Source organism: Tessaracoccus yangjingae (assembly GCF_054483935.1).
On record NZ_CM137014.1, the window covers coordinates 3517649 to 3535216 of the forward strand.

Genomic DNA, 17568 nt, shown 5'->3' on the forward strand with positions numbered 1-17568 from the left:
ATCAGTCCTCCAGTCGGGAAACTCATCGAACAATAGCCTGTGCTGTCAACGTGACCGCTCGCGCGGTGGCCCGCCTACAGGCGGAGCATCTGGTCCAGCAGCATCCCACGCACCTCCGGAAGGACCGACGCCGCCAGGTCCGCCGCGTCGACGTCGAGGACCTGGGAGACGGCTCCGATCACCTGGCCGACGGTCAGCTCGCCGTCCAGGGCGCCCACGGCCGCGGCCAGCGCCGTGTCGGCCTTGACCGCCCGGCGCAGCCCCGTGCGCTGTCGGAACACGATGTGCTCGGGGTGCTCGGCGCCCGGGACCCCGATGGTCTCCTGATCGACGTCGACGAGCCTCGGACACGAGGCGAGCAGGGCGGCGGTGGACAGCTGGAAGGCGTCCACGGCCTCGGCGTGGCGGGCGAACGTCTCCCCCACCGGCTGGGCGACCGCGTGCGGCCACGTCTCGTAGCGGCGGTGGGGAACGGCCCTGTCCGCCCGGGTGACGAGGATCCAGCCCATCCCGACGGCGCGCACGCCCAGCCGGTCGAAGTAGGCGAGCCACTCGTCGTACGCCCCCCGCCAGCCGCGCGAGCCGGCGAGGCCCGCATCCGCCAGCCACATCTCGATGTAGCTGAACACGTCCAGCCGCTCGCGCTCGATCACCCAGGCGTCGCAGCCGTCGGGGATCCACGAGTCGAGCCGCTCCTGCCAGGGCCCGTCGAGGACGGCCCAGTTGGTCAGCAGCTGCAGGCTGCCTCCCGGGGTCAGCCGATCCGCCGCCCCGCGGATGAGTGTCTCGACGAGCGCGTCGCCCTCGTAGTTGGTCTCCCGGTAGGCGAGCGTCTCCGCCTCGGTCCGGGGCGGGCTCATCACGAAGGGCGGGTTGGACACGATCAGGTCGAACCGGTCCCCGCCCAGCGGCTCGTACAGCGACCCCTCGCGGACCTCCGCGTCGACCTCGTTGAGGGCCAGGGTGAGGCGGGCCAGCTCCAGCGCCCGCGCGTTGACGTCGGTGGCGACGATGCGCGACGCATGCCTGGCGAGGTGCAGCGACTGCACCCCGCAGCCCGTCCCCAGGTCCAGGGCCGTGCCGACGGGGCGCCGCATCGTCAGCTGCGCCAGCGTGGTGGAGGCCGGGGAGACGCCGAGGACGTAGTCGGGACGAGTCGGCACGATCTCGCCGTCGAGCCCCGGGGTGGGGTCGGCCACGATCCACCCTGAGGCGTCGTCGTCCGGCGAGCCGTACGGCCGGATGTCGATCAGGGCCCGGACACCGTCGGCGGTGCGCTCCAGGTAGCCGGCCTCCATCAGCGCCGACACGTCGAGTGTCGCGGCCAGGTGCTCCTCCGCGACGGCCTGCTGGAGCACGAAGAGCCGGGTCAGGGTGGCGATCGGGTCAGTGTCGCGGCCGAGTGCCACGTCCGCGGGCACCGTCGAGTTGCGGCCCAGCCCCGCCTGCCCCGGCTCTCCGATGCGGTCCAGCACCGCGTCGACCGTGAAGCCTGCTGTGAGCAGGCTGGCACGCAGGTGTGACGGGTCTAGGCGCATGGGGTCATCGTAGGCGGCCGACGGCTAGTGCGGCTGCAGGGCCTGACGCCGCCTCCCGACCGTCAACCTCGAGGGCCGCCGGGCCAGTCCGACGTCCGCCATCCCCTCTCGAAGCCCGATGAACGCCACCGCGGCGTAGGACAGGGCCGCGCCTGTGAGCAGTGAGGCCGCCACGTTGACCCAGCGGCCGGAGGCCACGCCGACGAGGACCGAGACGAGGCACCACAGCGTCATGACCCAGATCGACAGGACCGCCCACGCGGGGGCGGCCGTCCGGCCGCTCACCTTGGGCGTCCGCCCGAACGGGATGCGCCTGCCGGTCAGGCCCTGCTGCACGGACTTCAGGACCCCCGCCAGGTGCACCGGCACCAGCATGAGGTTGAGGGCGAAGACCCTGCCCATGTCGCTGAGTCGGTAGCCGCAGCGCATGAGGTCGCGGGTGTAGAGGAAGAAGTAGGGAACCGACAGGATCGGAAGCCACAGGCTGCGCAGCTCGTCGCCGCCGAGCGGGAGGAAGAGCAGCGCCAGCATGCCGAGGCTGCCGGTGGCGATCGAGGTGAGGTAGTGCATCCGGATCAGGAACGCGGGTACCGCGAGCCGGTCCCTGGGCGCCGCGATCAGCCTGCGCACAGCCTTGGGCGCGATGAGGAGACCGCCGTTTGCCCACCTGCTCCGTTGGATGAGCAGGGAGCCGAAGTCCGGCGGCGTGGCGCTCCACGCCAGGCGCGAGGGGACGTTGTGCAGGTCCCAGCCGCGCTCTGCCAGGTCCAGGGTGGACTCGGTGTCCTCGATCACCGTCCGGTCCTGGATGTAGCGCGCGATGACGTGCCCCCGCTCCGTGTCCTCCACGCGGATGTCGTCGAGCGCCTCCTTACGGAGCAGTGCGTTGGCCCCCACCCAGAAGGTCGCTCGGCACCAGGTGAAGCCCTGGTGGACGATGAACTGGATGTCGGTGGTGGCGCCGGCGATCCGCTCCACCAGGCCGGAGGCACCCGGGACGGAGGTGTAGGGGGTCTGGACCACGGCCAGCCGCTCGTTGCCGGGGGCCTCGAGTGTCGCGGCCAGACGCAGTGCGTACTCCGGATCCAGCATGCTGTCCGCGTCGAGGGTGAGCACGAACGCGGCGTCCGGGATGAGGGTGCCATTGGCCTCGTTGGTGCGCTCGAGCACACGGCCCTCGGCTCCCGTCACCTCCCGGACGTGGGCGCCGAGCAGGTCGATGTACGCGTTCAGATTGGCGGCCTTGTTGGGCTCGTGGGTGAGGTTGACGTAGCGCTTGCGCTGAAAGACGGTGATGTCACAGGTGTAGGCATCGCGGAGCCGGTCCAGTTCATGGAGGATCTGGTCGCGGGTGGTGCTGTGCGCACGGCCCGCCAGCCAGCGCACCCTCTCCTCGAGGAGTTGGGCCTGCCGCCGCCAGGTCACCTCGACGAAGTGCGCGTCCGTGTGATCGGCCGGCGTCTCGTGGGCTGCCCGGTGGCGGGCCCAGGAGGCGAGCGAGTCCATCACCCGCAGGAGTTCGCCGAAGTCCCTGCCGTCGCCTGGTGCCAGCGCGAGGACGCGGACGCGGCCTGCCTCCACGATGGAGCGGGCCTCGGCAAGCACCGCCTGAACCTCTGCCGGGAGGCGGAGAGCGGCCTCGAGCAGCGCGAGGCTGTCGTCGTCGGACGGGTCCGGCGGATCATCGAGCAGGAGCGCCACCCGCTTACGGGGGTGATGCTGGAGAGCCGCCGAGGTGAGCGTCTGGCGGATGGTGCGCTCGTCCTCCTTGTACGACGGCACCAGCACCGCGATGGGCTGAGCGTCGTCCCAGTGCTCCCCGACCAGCTCGGCCAGCGGCTGCACGTCGTGGTTCGCGGTTCGGATGAGGAACCCGAGCCGTGCCACCTGGTACACCAGATTGCCCGCGACCAGGATGGCCAGGACCCCCGCCAGGGCGGTGAGCCTCACCACCGTCCACACGCCCCAGAGCTCATGGCGCGCGACGGCGATGAGATCCAGCGTCAGCATCACGGCAGCGAGCGCGGTCAGGGCCATCATGGCGAGGGTGAGCAGGGCTTCGGGCCGCGAATCCGGGCGCGATGGGACGGCTCGTCGAGCCACGGGGACCTCCGGGGGAAAGTGTCTGGGCGGCGATCCATCCGCCCGCTAGGCAGGATCGCGCCGCGTCGTCGTTCACCACAGCCCCCGATCGGAAGGATCCGTCCGACCAACGGCGATTCCCGTGGACCCGAAAGCCCTGCCTCACCGGCCGAAAGGCCTACCCCTCCCCCTCGAAAGCCATCCCCCGCCGGAGGTGGGGCGCTCAGCTTGACGGCTCAGACGGAGTCTGTGGCGCCCTGCCAGAGGTTGACCCCGGCCACGCCCGCGTGGAGGTCGATGGAGGCAAGTTCGTCCGGGGTGAAGTCCAGGTCCGCGAGCGCGGCCAGGTTGTCGTCGAGCTGGCGCACCGACGAGGCGCCGAGCACCACGGAGGTGACCGAGGCTTCTCCCTGATCGCGCAGCGCCCACGCGATCGCCATCTGGGCGAGACTCTGCCCGCGGTTCTCCGCGATGTCGTTGAGCGCCCGCAGGTGCGCGATGTTCTCTGCGGACAACAGGCCCGTGTCGAGGGACTTGCCCTGGGCGGCCCGCGAATCTGCGGGGATGCCCTCCAGGTAGCGGTCCGTGAGCATGCCCTGGGCGAGCGGCGAAAAGGCGATCACGCCCATCCCTGCCGCGCGGCATGCCTCCAGCAGCGACGGTTCGCCCTCCTCGATCCACCGGTTGAGGACGGAGTAGGAGGGTTGGTGGATCACGAGCGGCGTGCCCAGCGCTCTGGCGATCTCCTGCGCCCTGGCCGTCAGGGTGGCCGAGTAGGACGAGATGCCTGCGTAGAGGGCCTTGCCCGACCGTACAGCCTGGTCCAGGGCTGCCATCGTCTCCTCGAGCGGGGTCTCCGGGTCCGGCCGGTGGTGGTAGAAGATGTCGACGTAGTCGAGCCGCATGCGGCGCAGCGAGTCGTCCAGGGAACTCAGCAGGTACTTGCGTGAGCCGCCGAACCCGTAGGGCCCCGGCCACATGTCCCAGCCCGCCTTGGACGAGATGACCAGCTCATGGCGGTACGACGCGAAGTCCTCGGCCATGAGGCGGCCGAAGTTGGCTTCTGAGGCGCCGTACGGGGGGCCGTAGTTGTTCGCCAGATCGAAATGGGTGACCCCGCGGTCGAAGGCGCGGCGGAGAATGTCGCGCTGCGCCTGCAGCGGCTTGTCGTCACCGAAGTTGTGCCAGAGCCCGAGCGAGATGGCCGGGAGCTTGAGGCCGGAGGCGCCCAGGCGGCGGTACGGCATGCTGGAGTAGCGGTCTTCGGCGGCGATGTAGGTCATCTCCGCACTGTATCCCCGTCCACCCCCGCCCCGGGCGTCTCAGGTTCCGGCCGTCGCCGCCCTGTCGATCTCTGAGGGGCCCCATCCCAGCTGCGGACGCAGTTGTGCGCGGACCACCACCTCCACCACCACGGATCTTCCGCCTCCCTGCACATCGCAGCCGACCACGGAGGCCGCGTTGCGCCCGGCGGCGTCTGCGGCGGCCGGGCAGGGTGAGTCCCCTCGCACAGACGCGCCGACGGCGGCCAACGCCGAGATCTCGGCCACCTGCTCGGCACGCCGGGCGATGAAGAACCACTGGATGAGAACCGCCGACACCATGAACGCGCTGACCAGGATCAGGCAGACGGCGGCCACCAGCACCGAGCCCGCAGCTCCTCGCTGGCTCCGAGCGGCGCTCACCGCCCTACCCCCGGCTCGTAGGCCGCCCACGAGCTGGCCTCCACCTCGACGGGTCCCAGCCCGGCGATGCGCACCGCCATGCGGACGGTCGCGGTGACCCCGTCCGCCTCACGACGGACATCCACCTCGGCTCCCGCCGGGACCCTCTGGCGCGCCTGACGCACTGCGCCGTCGTCCCCGCGGGCGGTCTGCCGGGCCAGTTGGGCGCTTGACTCGGCGACGCCGGCCTGCGCCACCCCAAGCAGCGAGATCCCGGCGAGGGCCGCGGCAAGTGCCACCGCCGTCACCAGTCCGATGGCCAGTTCAACGGTGACCATGCCGCGCTCGCCACGCCGGCACCTCGACTGCCTGCTCATGGGACCGGGATCACCCGTTCGCCATGTGGGTGAACACGTTGACCACCCAGTCGAAGAGGGTCTTGTAGAACTGGTTGTCCCCGAAGATGCGCAGGAGCACGAGGGCGACAGTGGCCGCGGCGAGCAGGCCCAGCGCGTACTCGACCGTGGTGAGTCCGCGCTGCGCGAGGGCTCGGGCCCGTGCCTTGCGGGCGGGAAGGAGGGTGGCCATGGGAGGTCCTTTCGGTGCGCCGGCGCCCTGTTGGCCGGTCACCCCCTTGATCGCAAACCGCCCCCGCCGTTTTCCGGCCGCCCACCGGAGCTGTGGACAGCCGTCCACGGACAACACCCATGCCTGTGGAGCGCGGGAAGCCCTCAGTCGAGCAGGAGCCCCAGGAGCTCGGCCGCATCACCCTTGTGCAGCACCTGGTTGGCGTTGCCGCACTTGGGTGACACGACGCACGCCGGGCAGCCTGACTCGCACGAGCACCGGGTGAGCCGGTCGAGCGTGGCGCGCAGCCACTGCTCCACCACCTCGAACCCGCGGTGGGCGAAACCTGCACCTCCTGCCATGCCGTCGTGGACGAAGACCGTGGCCAGGCCCGTGTCCGGGTGGAGCGCCGTACTCACGCCGCCGATGTCCCACCGGTCGCACGGCGCGAAGGCCGGCAGCAGGCCGATGGCCGTGTGTTCCATCGCGTGGGCCGCCGCGCCCATCTGAAGCTCCGCCCATCCGAGCCTGCGTGCCAGGTGCTCCGGCACCGTCCACCACACCGCCTGCGTGGTCATCCGGTGGCGGGGAAGGTCCAGCGGCGTCGAGTCCCACACCTCGTGGGTCACCTCGTCCCTGCGGAGGTACCCCAGGACCTGTGAGTCCAGGCGCACGTCGCCGCGATGTACCCGGGTGATGCCCACCGGCCTGCTCTCGGACTCCTGCACGATCTGGATGTCGAACGACGACTGTGCCTGCGTGTAGTAGCGGGGCCTCGATGCAACAACCAGCGCCTGGTGCTCGTCGAGGTCCAGGTCCTCCACTGTGAAGCTCTCCCCCTGGTGCAGGTACACGGCCCCGGGATGGACGGTGCGATCCGCCGCCGCGACGTCGACCACGCCCACGATGCGCCCCGAGTCGCGCTCGATGATGTCGATGGGGCGCGCCCCCATGGAACGGAGGTTGATGAAGTCCACCGCCCGATCAGGGCGGGTCCAGTAGAAGCGGTCCCTGCGGTGGCGCAGCACCCCCTGAGCGGCCAGAGCCCTGGCCATGGCCGGCGCGGTGGGGCCGAACCACCGCTGGTCCTCGTCCGACAGTGGCAGCTCCTGTGCGGCGGCGGCGAGATGCGGACCGAGGACCCGCGGGTTGTCCGGGTGGAGCACCGCGCGCTCCACCGGCGCGTCGAACACCAGCTCGGGGTGCTCCAGCAGGTAGGCGTCGAGGGGGTCCTCCCGCGCGAGGAGCACCACGACGGCGTCCTGACCGCGCCGGCCCGCCCTGCCCGCCTGCTGCCAGAAGGAGGACAGCTTGCCCGGATACCCGGAGACGAGCACCGCGTCCATGCCGGCGATGTCCACGCCCAGCTCCAATGCATTGGTGCTGGCCAGCCCACGGAGCTCGCCGCTGTGCAGGCCGGCCTCGAGCGACCGGCGGTCCAGCGCCAGGTACCCGCCGCGATAGGACGCGATGCGGGTGGGCTGGGCGGAGAGTTCCTGCGCGGCGAGCGAGACCAGTTCGGCCCCCTGCCTGGACGGGACGAAGGCGATGGTCTGGGCGTCGTGGTCGGTCAGGCGCGCCAGGAGCTCGGCCGTGTCCGACCGGAGCGACGAGGCGGGCTGCCACAACACCGCCGTCCGCCTGCCGCTGGGGGACGTGTCGTGGTGGATCACCTCGACGCCCTCGGCGCCGATGAGCCGGCCTGCGAACTCTCCGGCGTTGGGTGCGGTGGCCGACGACAGGGCGACGACCGGATCCGACCCGTACTGCGAGGCCAGCCGTCGAAGGCGCCGGACCACCTGGGCGACATGCGCGCCGAAGACGCCCTGGTAGCGGTGTGCCTCGTCCAGCACGATGTAGCGGAGCGAGCCGAGGAAGGACGCCCAGCGCTGATGGTTGGGCAGCACGGAGAAGTGCAGCATGTCCGGGTTCGTCAGCACGAGGTCCGCGTGGTCGCGCGCGAATCTGCGCTCGGCATCGTCGGAGTCACCGTCGAGCGCGGTGAGCCGCCACCCCTTGGGCCCGAGCGCGGCGGCTGCCCGTGCCTGGTCGTGGGCGAGCGCCTTGGTGGGGGCCAGGTAGAGGGCGGTGTGTCGCGGCCCGGTGAGGCGGGCCCGGGTGGAGTCGACGGCGACGCCCAGCGTGCCCTCGGCGGTGGCGGCGATGATGGGCATCAGGTAGCCCAGCGTCTTACCCGAACCTGTAGGCGTGCACACGATCGCGTGCCGGCCGTCGAACAGTGCCTGGGCGAACTCCACCTGATGCCGCCAGGGCGCCGGGACCCCGGACCGCTCGATCCGCGAGACCGTCTCCGCGGACAACCAGGCGGGCCAGGACGACGTGAGGCCGGGCGTCGGCTCACGGCGCGAGACGGCGACCGCCTCATCCCTCCCGAGCAACCAGTCGTACTTCACGCTCCAACTCTGCCAGCCACCTCCGACGAACCCTGCACCGGAGGATCCGCCCCCTCTCCTGCGGCGCTCCAACGGGGGGCCGGGCGTAGAATCGGGAGAGAGTGAGGAGGCGCGGCGATGCGCCCGTCGATCGGCCTGCGGAGATCGGTCCGCCGCCACGTCCGGTTCGGGACGGTGGTCGCGGGGGTTCTCGCGATCGCCCTGACGGGATGCGCCCCACAGCCGGGAGCCGCCCCGTCCGTCTCCCCAGGTACTCCTCCCTACCCCACTCCTGGTGAGCCGGCCACCGCCGGACCGGCCTCCCCCGCCGACGGCACGTCCACCGCCACCGGCGGGCCCGCCACCTCCTCGGCTCCCGCCGGCACGGCGACCTCAACGCCCACGGCGACGCCGTCGCCCACCGCGACACCGACGCCCAGCCGGTCCATCGCCGCCTCCACCACCCAACCCCCCGCACCTTCGAGTTGGCCGGCTCCCTCCACGGCTCCACCCGCCGGAACCACAACGGCGACGGCTCCAACCGCCCCGGGGGCCCTGGTCAAGGCGTGGGCGGGGCAGGACATCGAGGCCTTCGACACCCAGCGGAAGGTGGTGGCCCTGACGTTCGACGGCGGGGCGTCAGGGGATGCCGTGGAGTCGATCCTCGCGACCCTGAAGGCATACGACGTGCCGGCCACCTTCTTCGTCACCGGCGCCTTCGCCCGGGCCTATCCGCGCTACGTGACCGCGATCGACGCGGCCGGTCATCCGGTGGGCAATCACAGCGACACGCACCCCTACTTCACCCAGACCACGAACGAGGAGATCCGGGCCGAGTTGGCCGCCGCGGAGAAGGCGATCTCGGCACTCACCGGGAGCACCACCGCGCCGCTGTTCCGGTTCCCGTTCGGCGACCGGGAGGACCTCGACATCCGGGTGGTCAACGCGGCCGGCTACATCCCGGTCCGATGGACGGTCGACACCCTCGGGTGGAAGGGCACCAGCGGGGGAATCACCACCGCGATCATCAGGCAGCGGGTACTCGACCGGCTCCGCCCGGGCCAGATCGTGCTCATGCACGTAGGTGCCCATCCGGACGATCACTCGACGCTGGACGCCGACGCCCTGCCTGGCGTGATCCAGGACCTCCGAACACGGGGATACTCCTTCGTCACGGTGCCGGACCTGCTGGACGACGTGCTCTGACTCACCCGAAGAAGTCCGTCATGAGGCTCGCGATGATGGGGACCACCCCGATGGCCATGAACGCAGGGAGAAAGCAGGCCATGAGCGGCAGCACCGACCTGACGCCCACCGTGCGGGCGCGTCTGGCCGCGCGGTCCCTGGCCTCCTGCCTCGCGTCCTCGGCGTGATCCCGCAGTACCCCGGCGAGCGCGGTCCCGGTGCGTTCGGCCCTCCCGATGTCTGTGGCGGTGGCTCCCCACACTGGGTGCCCCCTCAGCGACTCCCATGCCGCCGGCCCGGTGCGCCCCAGCTCCAGCTGCGCCGCGACCTCGCCGAGCAGCTCGCGGGTGCCCGGCGGGGACACCTTCGCCACCTCCGCGACGGCGTGCGCCGTCGGGAGTCCGGCCTCCAGGCAGACCGCCAGGAAGTCCAGCGCGTCTGGGAGCTCATCCGCCAGGGCCCACCAGGTGGGCCGCGGCGCCGCCCAGCCGAGGCCCACGGCCGCCGCCGAGCCGACGGCGACGCCCGCGACCCACCCGGGCGGCCCCTCGATCAGCAATGCGAGGACCACCGAGACGGCCACCCCCACGATGACGCGCTGGGACCAGGGCGGAGCGCCCGGCCGGCCTCGGAGCGGGGGGACCAGTGTGAACGACCCGCCGTCGAGGCGCGACAGCCGGCCCGACGGGCCCCGCACGAGCAGCAACGAGGCCATGGCGCACATGACCGCGGCGACGAGGACCGAGTTCATGACCGCCGCCGGGGTGCCTGTGCGCCGGTCCGCGCGAGCCTGTCCACCCACAGCACCCCGGCGGAGGTGAGTGTCACGGAGGTGAGCACGAGCACCTGCCCGACAGGCTCCCGCAGCAGGTAACCAACCGTGTTGACGCCGGCGGCGAGCCCGAGCCCCACGGCCAGGAACGGCAGCATCGCCATGATGTGACCGCTGGTGCGGGCGGCTGCCAACTCCGTCGCCACGACGGCGTCCAGCTGGCGTTGCCGTCTCAGGTTGTCCGAGACGCGGGCCAGCACGTCGGCCACGGGCGCGCCGGTGCGCTCGCTCAACTGCCACGCGGCCGCGACGCACCGCATCCCGAGCCTGCCCGGCCCCTCGGCGGCTCTGGCCAGCTCCTGCCCGACATCTCCCCCGAGACGCGCGGCGGCGGCGGCTTGAGCCAGGACCGGAAAGTCCACCGCAGCCTCGGAGAGGGCCACATGCGGGATGCTGCCTGAACGCATCAGCGACGACAGCACGCGGGCCGCCTGGGCGCACTCGTCGGCCGCCCTCGTCTCGACCAGCCGGGTGCGCCGAGCGCCGGCGAGCCGCCACAGTGTGGCGCCCGCGATCACGACAGCGAAGCCCCACAGCAGCGGTCGCACGCCGAGCAGCGCGGTCGTGCAGAGGACCACCGCCCCCGCTACCGCCACCCATCCCACGCCGCGCGCAGCCGTTGGCGCGGGCCGCCGGCGATCACCCAGCCGCCTCAAGGCGTGTGCGGCAGGATGGCCAAGCAGAAGCGCCCCGGCAAGGGCCGCGGCGACGGCTGCGCCGATCACCACCCCACCACCGCACGCAGCAGCGCCTCACCGGCGCCGTAGCTGACACCGGAGCCCGTCATCGTGGCGCCCGGAAGGATGTCGACCGACCCGTCAGGCCGTCGCCGGAACACCCCCACCTGGGCGACACGCCGACGTCCTCCGGAGTCCCTCGCGACGTGGATCACCAGGTGGAGCGCGGCCGCCACCTGGGCGTGGCAGGCGTCGCGGCCCATGCCACCGAGCGCCGCGAGCGCCTCCAGCCTTGCGGGGACATCCTCGACCGAGTTGGCGTGGATGGTGCCGCAGCCGCCCTCATGGCCGGTGTTCAGCGCGGTGAGCAGGTCCGTGAGCTCAGCGCCCCGGACCTCGCCGAGGACCACCCGGTCCGGCCTCATCCGGAGCGCCTGCCGCACCAGGGTGGTCAGGGTGATGGCGCCGGCACCCTCCGCATTCGGAGGCCGGGCCTCGAGCCGCACGCAGTGCGGATGCGCGGGGACCAACTCGCGCGCGTCCTCCACCAACACAATGCGCTCCTCTGCGGGGACCAGAGCCAGCATGGCGGCGAGAAGAGTGGTCTTCCCGCTGCCCGTACCTCCGGAGACGAGATAGGCCACGCGCCGCTGCACGACCGCGCGCAGCAACTCAGCCCCTTCCGCCGGGAGCGACCCGGCGGCGACGAGGTCCGATAGCGAGAATGTCCGCGAGGCGGGCACCCTGAGCGAGATGCACGTCCCCGGTGCCGCCACAGGGGCCAGCACGGCGTGCAGCCGCACACCGCTGGCGAGGCGGCCGTCGACGAAGGGCGCCGCGTCGTCGAGCCGCCGTCCGGCCGCCGCGGCGAGTCGGATGGCGAGGCGCCGCACCTGCTCGTCGTCGACGAACGACACGTTCGCCCGCTCCAGGCCTGAACCGCTGTCCACGAACACGTCCCGCGGTCCGTTGACCACCACGTCGGAGACCCCCGGCGCACGCAACAGCTCCTCCAGCGGGCCGGCGCCGACGCTGTGCCGACGGAGGTTCTCCAGGACCTCGTGCACGGCAGAGTCCGTCACCACCACTCCCAGGCCCCTCAGTGCCGCCGCCACGTCCACCGGCGTGTAGGGACGACCCAGCGCAGCCAGAGACCCCTGGAGCCGGTCGAGCTCCAACTCAGGCACCGGTCAGGCCCGCCAGGATGGGGGCGATCTGCCGCGCGAAGGCCCTAGCAGGACCCGCAACAGGGAGGAGCCCCAACTCCGCCAACCTGGGTAGGCAACGATGGTGCCCGACCTGTCCGAGGCTGGGCGCCCCGAGCGTCCGCGCCACCACCTGCTCCGGCAGGCTGCGTCCCGGGCCCCTCCTGACGACGATCGCGGTGGGCGTGAGCGAGTTCGCCTGCGCGAGCATCCGTGCCGCGGCGACGGAGCGCACATCGGCGCCGACCACGAGCACGGTGTGGTCAGCCGCCACCGACGGGGACTCCCGGCCGCAATCTGCCAGCACGATCCTGTGGCCTCGGGCCAGGGCGGTCATGACGGCGGACACCGCACCCGGCGACGGCGCGGCCTGCGCGTCCCTGGAGTGCGCGAGCAGCGGCACGCCCCCGACGGAGGGCAGACTCCGCGCGACGTCGCCGAGCTCCCCGCGCGCGTTGCCCAGGTCTGACCAGCGCATCCCCTCGGACGTCTCCGCCCCAGCGACGAGGTCCAGGCCACCGCCGCACGGTGCGAGGTCCACCACCGCCGCCGAGGACCCGGCCCTCCGTGCGCCGAGCGCCAACCCGACGGTCAGAGTGCTCACCCCCAACCCTCCGGACGCGCCGATCAACGCCACGGTGACTCCCCGCTCGCGCCCTGCCAGTGAGGCCTGCATGAGCGCCTCGGCCAGCCGGCCCCCGACGTCCGGCAGTGGCAGGACCGGCAGTTCGAGTTCGGCTGAACACCGGGCGAGTTCTGCCGGAGCGGTGCCGATCAGGAAGGCCCGGCCGGGGGGCGCCGACGTCCACCGCGCGGCCATCTCGGTGGAGACCAACCTGAGTTTCGCCGTCGGCCATTGGGCGCGCGCCGCCTCGGCATCCTTGGCGACGCGCAGCGGCACGTCCATGGCCGCCGCGGTCACCTCGACGGCCTCGATGACGGCCGGGTCACGGGAGCACAGCAGCGCGTGGGCGATCGGATCCATGCCCCTTGATCGCGAGGAGACCCCCGCAGATCCCACCCCACTGCGCGCCTGTGGACAACTCCGGTGGCCCGGGACGCCGTCGACCCCCGTTACCCTTGGTGCGACCGCGCGCACGAGAGGAACCCATGAGCCGAGCCACCCTTCCCACCGAGGCCCTCGACTGGCTTGCGGTGTGGCGCGGCGTGCGGGCCCTGGCCCTCGGCCCCGATCCGCACCTCGCCAGGCGGCTGACGGACGCCGGACACTCGCTCTTCGCCCTGACGGACGACCCCGGGCGGCTGTCGCGTCTCCGCGGCCTGCGCAACGTCACACCGGTGCTGGCCCGCCCTGAGGCCATCCCCATGGACCCCTACTCCTTCGAAGTGGTCTTCGTGCATCAGGGGCTGCACCTCTACGACCTGGACCTCGCTCTCCCGCAGCTGGCCCGCGTGCTCCGGCCCGGGGGGTGCATCAGCGCCTCGTACCTGGTGCGCGACGACACTGTCCCGTGGGTCCGGCGTCTCGCCGCCCTTCTCCGCCGCTACGACCCGCTGGCCATGAAGGGCGAGTACGGCCATCACAGCCTCGACGCCCTCAGCGCGAGCAAGTACTTCCCGGAGGTGGAGGAGCGCGCGTTCCGCGTCTGGCAGTCCGTGAGCCGCGACGAGCTCCAGCGTCTGGTCAAGGCCCAGCCGCTGGCGGCCAACCTCGACGACACCCAGCTGGCGCCGCTCCTGGGCCAGGTGGCGGACCTCTACGACGGGGCGGTCCGCCCAGGGGAGACCCTCAAGCTCCCCTTCCAGCTGCTGTGCTGGCGTGCCTGGGTGGATCATGCCGAACTGACCGGACCCGTGGTGCTGCCCGACAACGCGCTGGCCATCCACCTCTAAGCCTGCACGCCGGGTCCTCGCCCCGGCAGCCAGGGCTGGCACTAGGCTGGCCAGTGCCGAAAGGAGCACCATGCCTATTGAGCCCAGTCACCCGCTGGTCGACATCAAGGACGCCGTCTCGGATTTCGTCGCCCGCGAATCCGAGCTGGCGGCCGCCGAGCTCAAGCCCGCCGCCAAGGCCGCGGGGATCGGCACCGGCTACCTCGCCGGTGCGGCCGTGTTCGCGTTCCATGCCATCTGGATGCTCGTCATCCTGGTGGCGCTGGCGATAGGGCTGCTGCTGTACGCCGTCACCCCGCTCGGGCCGTGGTCATCCTTCACACTCGGCTTCCTGGCCAGCGTGCTGCTGTCCCTCGCGATCGCGGCCGTCCTAGCCGTCCTCGGCCGCAACAAGTTCAAGCAGGTGAAGATGCCGGAGGCCACCATCAGCGAGGCCAAGGCCACGCTGGACGCCGTCGTGGCCGCAATCGCCTCGCGCACCGGCGGCACCGATGTCACGATCAGGCCCGAGGACCTGCCGAGGTTCCGTGACGCGGACCTCGAGAACACGTTCGGACGTCCCTGACCTTCACCCGGCGCGGCCTGCGCCAGGTACCCACCGGGGCCGGGGACATGGCAGGCTTGGACCCATGACCAAGTGGGAATACTTCGTGGCGCCAATCCTGTCGCACGTGGCGCAGCAGATCCTCAACAACTTCGGCTCGGACGGCTGGGAGCTGATCCAGCTGGCCCCCGGCCCCAACCCCGACACCCTCGTCGGATACTTCAAGCGGCCCGTCCAGGCCCACTGATGTCGGCGTCCGAGCGTCTGGCCCACCTCGGGATCGAGCTGCCGCCTGTCGCCACGCCCGTGGCGGCCTATGTGCCGGCCACCCGCGTCGGGGACCAGGTCTGGACCTCCGGCCAGCTCCCCAGCGTGGCCGGAGCTCTCGTCACCACCGGCAAGCTGGGCGGAGCCGTCTCGCCGGAGGCGGGCGCCCAGGCAGCCCGAGTCGCGGCCCTCAACGCCCTCGCGGCCGCAGCCGCTGTCGCAGGCGGCGTGGACAGGATCCGCAGGGTCGTCAAGGTGGTGGTCTTCGTGGCGAGCGAGCCCGGCTTCACGGCGCAACCCGCCGTGGCCAACGGCGCCTCGGCGCTGTTCGGAGAGGTGTTCGGCGACGCCGGGGCCCACGTCCGGTCGGCCGTCGGAGTGTCGGTCCTTCCGCTCGACGCGCCCGTCGAGGTCGAGCTGGTCGTCGAGGTCTGATGGGCGGCCCCGCCGCCGTCAACCGCGCCCTCGCCGAGGCCTATCCGGACGCCGAATGCGAACTGGACTTCACCTCGGCGTTCGAGCTGCTGGTGGCAACCGTGCTCTCGGCCCAATCCACCGATCGGCGGGTGAACTCGGTCACGCCGGAGCTGTTCAGGCGGTACCCCACCCCGGAGGCCCTCGCCGCGGCGGATCGCGCCGAGGTGGAGGCACTGATCGGCCCGGTGGGCTTCTTCCGGAACAAGACCACCGCCATCCTCGGCCTCGCCAAGCAGATCGTCGACAACTTCGACGGCGTGGTCCCCGCGACCCTCGAGGAGCTGATCACGCTCCCGGGTGTGGGCCGCAAGACCGCGAATGTGGTGCTGGGTAACGCCTTCGGCGTGCCCGGGGTGACGCCTGACACCCACCTGATCCGGGTCTCGGGCCGGCTGGGGTGGACCGCCTCGAGCCGCCCCGACGATGTGGAGCGCGACGTCGCGGCCCTGTTCCCGCCCGAGGAATGGGTCATGCTGTGCCACCGGGTGATCTGGCACGGCCGACGCTGCTGCCACGCCAGGAGACCGGCCTGCGGCGCCTGCCCGGTCCGGGAGTTGTGCCCCTCGCGCGGCATCGGAGAACAGGATCCGGAGCTGGCTCGCCCTCTCATCCGGGAACCGCGCGGGTAATCTCGGCCGTGTGATCCACGTGCGCCTGCTTCCGGCCCTCGCCGCGACACTCGTGCTCGCGGCCTGCGGCACGGTCCCCGCATCCCCGGCAGGTTCGACAACGCCGCCCTCGCCCGGGCAGGCCTCCTCCGCGCCGACGGACCTCGAGGCGCTGCGCCGGCAGTTCGGGCTGCCGGAGTGTCCCGCCACGGATCCCGAGGCCACGCAGGTCCCCGGAGGTCTCCCGCAGACCCAGCTCGCCTGCCTCGGCGGCGACGGTGCGGTCAACCTGGCCGGACTCCCCCGGACCCCCACGATCGTCAACCTGTGGGCGCAGTGGTGCGGACCGTGCCGTGAGGAGTCGCCCTACCTCCGCGAGGGCCTGGCCGAACTCGACGGCGTGTCCTTCGTCGGCGTCAACTACAACGATCCCAAGCCGGACTGGGCCATCGAGTTCGCGGGGCTCGTGGGATGGAACTACCCCCACGTCGTGGACGAGGACAAGACCCTGCAGGTGCCGCTCCGGGTGCCAGGGCTCCCCACCACCTACTTCGTCGACGCCGACGGCAGGATCGCAGGCGTCCACGCCGGTCCGTTCGAGTCCACCCAGCAGCTGACGGCGCTCGCCGACGAGTATCTGGGGGTGCGATGAGGCACCCCGAGGCCTTTGAGCAACTGAGCCGGGAGCTGGTCCACGGGCCAGGCGTCCGGCACATCGGCATGGACAGGACGCCGCGGGGCGAACGGGCGGCGGCGGTCCTGATGCTGTTCACCGACGAGGCGGATCCGGCTCTGACGTTCGTCACCCGGGCCGAGACCATGCGCCGCCACGCGGGCCAGATCGCTCTGCCCGGGGGGGCCGTCGACACCACCGACGCAGACCGTCGGCACACCGCGCTCCGCGAGGCGAACGAGGAGATCGGGCTGGCCGCCGAACACGTCACCATCCTCGGCGAGCTCCCACCGCTGTGGGTGCCCGCGTCACGCTACGACGTGACCACGGTGGTGGCGGTGTGGCCCGGCGGGCATCCGCTGCACGCGCGGGACCCCGCCGAGACCGGGGCGGTCCACGCCTTCGCCGTGTCTGCGCTGACGTCCCCCGAGGTCCGCGTGACCGGGCATCACCCGAGCGGATTCGAGGGGCCCGCGTTCGTGCTGGGCGAACAGTTCATCTGGGGGCTCACCGCGCACCTGGTGGACTGGGTGCTCGACCTGGGAGGCTGGGCGAGACCATGGGACCGGGCAAGGATCGCCGATATCCCGGCCCGGTACATGCGCGATTAGGAGTTCCGACCAGTTCCGCTCACGACGAAGACCTGACTGGTCAGTGGTTTCTCAGGGCCGGACGCCGGCCCGGGTGGGAAGGACTGAGATGTTGGCGTCCGCGGTGTCGTGATAGTCCACCAGGACGTCGTGCCACGAGTCGATATCTGGGCGTGAACGCAGCAGCGCGCGCCGCTCGCGTTCCGTCATGCCGCCCCAGACACCCCACTCGATCCGGTTGTCCAAGGCCTCGGCCAGGCACTCCGAGCGCACAGGGCACCCGACGCACACCGATCTTGCGCGCTTCTGGTCTTTGCCCTCTGGAAACAGAGCATCGGCCATGTCGCGGCACTTGGCGTGGAGCGTCCATTCGCTCACTTCAGCGAGTGACATCAGCTGCCCTCCCTTGCGC

General features: G+C 71.7%; 20 protein-coding genes. 8 read left to right on the plus strand and 12 right to left on the minus strand.

Translation table 11 applies throughout. The features are described from left to right. Window positions 1–74: 74 nt before the first annotated feature. The 7 genes from ACX1D3_RS15975 to sftH form a co-directional block, all read right to left on the minus strand. Window positions 75–1538, minus strand: a complete 1464-nt coding sequence (locus ACX1D3_RS15975; RefSeq protein ID WP_458994786.1) for a DUF7059 domain-containing protein — start codon at window positions 1536–1538, stop codon at window positions 75–77. Between the two features lie 24 nt (window positions 1539–1562). Next, complete coding sequence (locus ACX1D3_RS15980) at window positions 1563–3641, minus strand: glycosyltransferase family 2 protein (RefSeq protein WP_458994787.1); 2079 nt, start codon at window positions 3639–3641, stop codon at window positions 1563–1565. A 215-nt stretch (window positions 3642–3856) separates the two neighbouring features. Beyond that, window positions 3857–4903, minus strand: coding sequence for an L-glyceraldehyde 3-phosphate reductase (mgrA, locus tag ACX1D3_RS15985; protein WP_458994788.1), 1047 nt, complete (start codon window positions 4901–4903; stop codon window positions 3857–3859). A 39-nt stretch (window positions 4904–4942) separates the two neighbouring features. Next, window positions 4943–5305 carry an Rv3654c family TadE-like protein gene (locus tag ACX1D3_RS15990; RefSeq protein WP_458994789.1) on the minus strand — a complete coding sequence of 121 codons (363 nt, stop codon included), beginning with the start codon at window positions 5303–5305 and terminating at the stop codon, window positions 4943–4945. Beyond that, window positions 5302–5661: a TadE family type IV pilus minor pilin gene (locus ACX1D3_RS15995; protein ID WP_458994790.1), complete on the minus strand. Its 360-nt coding sequence runs from the start codon at window positions 5659–5661 to the stop codon at window positions 5302–5304. Before ACX1D3_RS15995 ends, ACX1D3_RS15990 begins: the two co-directional genes overlap by 4 nt. Before the next feature lie 10 nt (window positions 5662–5671). Beyond that, window positions 5672–5872: a DUF4244 domain-containing protein gene (locus ACX1D3_RS16000; RefSeq protein ID WP_458994791.1), complete on the minus strand. Its 201-nt coding sequence runs from the start codon at window positions 5870–5872 to the stop codon at window positions 5672–5674. A 143-nt stretch (window positions 5873–6015) separates the two neighbouring features. Further along, on the minus strand, window positions 6016–8265 hold the full coding sequence (gene sftH / locus ACX1D3_RS16005) for a DNA 3'-5' helicase SftH (protein ID WP_458994792.1): 2250 nt from the start codon (window positions 8263–8265) through the stop codon (window positions 6016–6018). A 117-nt stretch (window positions 8266–8382) separates the two neighbouring features. On the opposite strand from sftH, the gene ACX1D3_RS16010 reads away from it, so the two are divergent. Then, window positions 8383–9450: a polysaccharide deacetylase family protein gene (locus tag ACX1D3_RS16010; RefSeq protein WP_458994793.1), complete on the plus strand. Its 1068-nt coding sequence runs from the start codon at window positions 8383–8385 to the stop codon at window positions 9448–9450. Window position 9451: 1 nt separating this feature from the next. Here the strand turns inward: ACX1D3_RS16010 and ACX1D3_RS16015 are convergent, their stop codons facing one another. The 4 genes from ACX1D3_RS16015 to ssd form a co-directional block, all read right to left on the minus strand. Next, the gene (locus ACX1D3_RS16015; protein WP_458994794.1) at window positions 9452–10180 is read right to left on the minus strand and encodes a type II secretion system F family protein; all 729 of its coding nucleotides are present in this window, start codon (window positions 10178–10180) and stop codon (window positions 9452–9454) included. Beyond that, on the minus strand, window positions 10177–10839 hold the full coding sequence (locus tag ACX1D3_RS16020; RefSeq protein ID WP_458994795.1) for a type II secretion system F family protein: 663 nt from the start codon (window positions 10837–10839) through the stop codon (window positions 10177–10179). The genes ACX1D3_RS16015 and ACX1D3_RS16020 overlap by 4 nt, the downstream gene beginning before the upstream one ends. 143 nt (window positions 10840–10982) lie before the next feature. After that, complete coding sequence (locus ACX1D3_RS16025) at window positions 10983–12125, minus strand: TadA family conjugal transfer-associated ATPase (RefSeq protein ID WP_458994796.1); 1143 nt, start codon at window positions 12123–12125, stop codon at window positions 10983–10985. Then, window positions 12118–13128: a septum site-determining protein Ssd gene (gene ssd / locus ACX1D3_RS16030; RefSeq protein WP_458994797.1), complete on the minus strand. Its 1011-nt coding sequence runs from the start codon at window positions 13126–13128 to the stop codon at window positions 12118–12120. Before ssd ends, ACX1D3_RS16025 begins: the two co-directional genes overlap by 8 nt. 125 nt (window positions 13129–13253) lie before the next feature. Between ssd and ACX1D3_RS16035 the strand changes: the two genes are divergently transcribed. The 7 genes from ACX1D3_RS16035 (at window position 13254) to ACX1D3_RS16065 (ending at window position 17177) form a co-directional block, all read left to right on the plus strand. Continuing rightward, a complete protein-coding gene (locus tag ACX1D3_RS16035) occupies window positions 13254–13997 on the plus strand; it encodes a class I SAM-dependent methyltransferase (RefSeq protein ID WP_458994798.1) in 744 nt (247 codons plus the stop codon). Between the two features lie 70 nt (window positions 13998–14067). Continuing rightward, a complete protein-coding gene (locus ACX1D3_RS16040) occupies window positions 14068–14562 on the plus strand; it encodes a phage holin family protein (protein WP_458994799.1) in 495 nt (164 codons plus the stop codon). 64 nt (window positions 14563–14626) lie between these two features. Then, window positions 14627–14788, plus strand: a complete 162-nt coding sequence (gene sp36 / locus ACX1D3_RS16045) for a Sp36 family protein (protein WP_458994800.1) — start codon at window positions 14627–14629, stop codon at window positions 14786–14788. Beyond that, window positions 14788–15243, plus strand: a complete 456-nt coding sequence (locus ACX1D3_RS16050; protein ID WP_458994801.1) for a RidA family protein — start codon at window positions 14788–14790, stop codon at window positions 15241–15243. The genes sp36 and ACX1D3_RS16050 overlap by 1 nt, the downstream gene beginning before the upstream one ends. Next, window positions 15243–15914: an endonuclease III gene (gene nth / locus ACX1D3_RS16055; protein ID WP_458994802.1), complete on the plus strand. Its 672-nt coding sequence runs from the start codon at window positions 15243–15245 to the stop codon at window positions 15912–15914. Before ACX1D3_RS16050 ends, nth begins: the two co-directional genes overlap by 1 nt. 10 nt (window positions 15915–15924) lie before the next feature. Continuing rightward, the gene (locus ACX1D3_RS16060; protein WP_458994803.1) at window positions 15925–16545 is read left to right on the plus strand and encodes a TlpA family protein disulfide reductase; all 621 of its coding nucleotides are present in this window, start codon (window positions 15925–15927) and stop codon (window positions 16543–16545) included. Continuing rightward, the gene (locus ACX1D3_RS16065) at window positions 16542–17177 is read left to right on the plus strand and encodes an NUDIX hydrolase (RefSeq protein ID WP_458994804.1); all 636 of its coding nucleotides are present in this window, start codon (window positions 16542–16544) and stop codon (window positions 17175–17177) included. Before ACX1D3_RS16060 ends, ACX1D3_RS16065 begins: the two co-directional genes overlap by 4 nt. A 51-nt stretch (window positions 17178–17228) precedes the next feature. Here ACX1D3_RS16065 and ACX1D3_RS16070 read toward each other — a convergent pair whose 3' ends face one another. After that, a complete protein-coding gene (locus ACX1D3_RS16070) occupies window positions 17229–17549 on the minus strand; it encodes a WhiB family transcriptional regulator (protein WP_458994805.1) in 321 nt (106 codons plus the stop codon). Between the last annotated feature and the right edge of the window lie 19 nt (window positions 17550–17568).

Excerpts from the sequence above, each read along its gene's own strand:
- ACX1D3_RS15975 (WP_458994786.1), bottom strand. The coding sequence starts at position 1,538 with ATGCGCCTAGACCCGTCACACCTGCGTGCCAGCCTGCTCACAGCAGGC.
- mgrA (WP_458994788.1), bottom strand. The coding sequence starts at position 4,903 with ATGACCTACATCGCCGCCGAAGACCGCTACTCCAGCATGCCGTACCGC.
- ACX1D3_RS15995 (WP_458994790.1), bottom strand. The coding sequence starts at position 5,661 with ATGAGCAGGCAGTCGAGGTGCCGGCGTGGCGAGCGCGGCATGGTCACC.
- ACX1D3_RS16000 (WP_458994791.1), bottom strand. The coding sequence starts at position 5,872 with ATGGCCACCCTCCTTCCCGCCCGCAAGGCACGGGCCCGAGCCCTCGCG.
- ACX1D3_RS16010 (WP_458994793.1), top strand. The coding sequence starts at position 8,383 with ATGCGCCCGTCGATCGGCCTGCGGAGATCGGTCCGCCGCCACGTCCGG.
- ACX1D3_RS16015 (WP_458994794.1), bottom strand. The coding sequence starts at position 10,180 with ATGAACTCGGTCCTCGTCGCCGCGGTCATGTGCGCCATGGCCTCGTTG.
- ssd (WP_458994797.1), bottom strand. The coding sequence starts at position 13,128 with ATGGATCCGATCGCCCACGCGCTGCTGTGCTCCCGTGACCCGGCCGTC.
- ACX1D3_RS16035 (WP_458994798.1), top strand. The coding sequence starts at position 13,254 with ATGAGCCGAGCCACCCTTCCCACCGAGGCCCTCGACTGGCTTGCGGTG.
- ACX1D3_RS16040 (WP_458994799.1), top strand. The coding sequence starts at position 14,068 with ATGCCTATTGAGCCCAGTCACCCGCTGGTCGACATCAAGGACGCCGTC.
- sp36 (WP_458994800.1), top strand. The coding sequence starts at position 14,627 with ATGACCAAGTGGGAATACTTCGTGGCGCCAATCCTGTCGCACGTGGCG.
- ACX1D3_RS16050 (WP_458994801.1), top strand. The coding sequence starts at position 14,788 with ATGTCGGCGTCCGAGCGTCTGGCCCACCTCGGGATCGAGCTGCCGCCT.
- nth (WP_458994802.1), top strand. The coding sequence starts at position 15,243 with ATGGGCGGCCCCGCCGCCGTCAACCGCGCCCTCGCCGAGGCCTATCCG.
- ACX1D3_RS16065 (WP_458994804.1), top strand. The coding sequence starts at position 16,542 with ATGAGGCACCCCGAGGCCTTTGAGCAACTGAGCCGGGAGCTGGTCCAC.
- ACX1D3_RS16070 (WP_458994805.1), bottom strand. The coding sequence starts at position 17,549 with ATGTCACTCGCTGAAGTGAGCGAATGGACGCTCCACGCCAAGTGCCGC.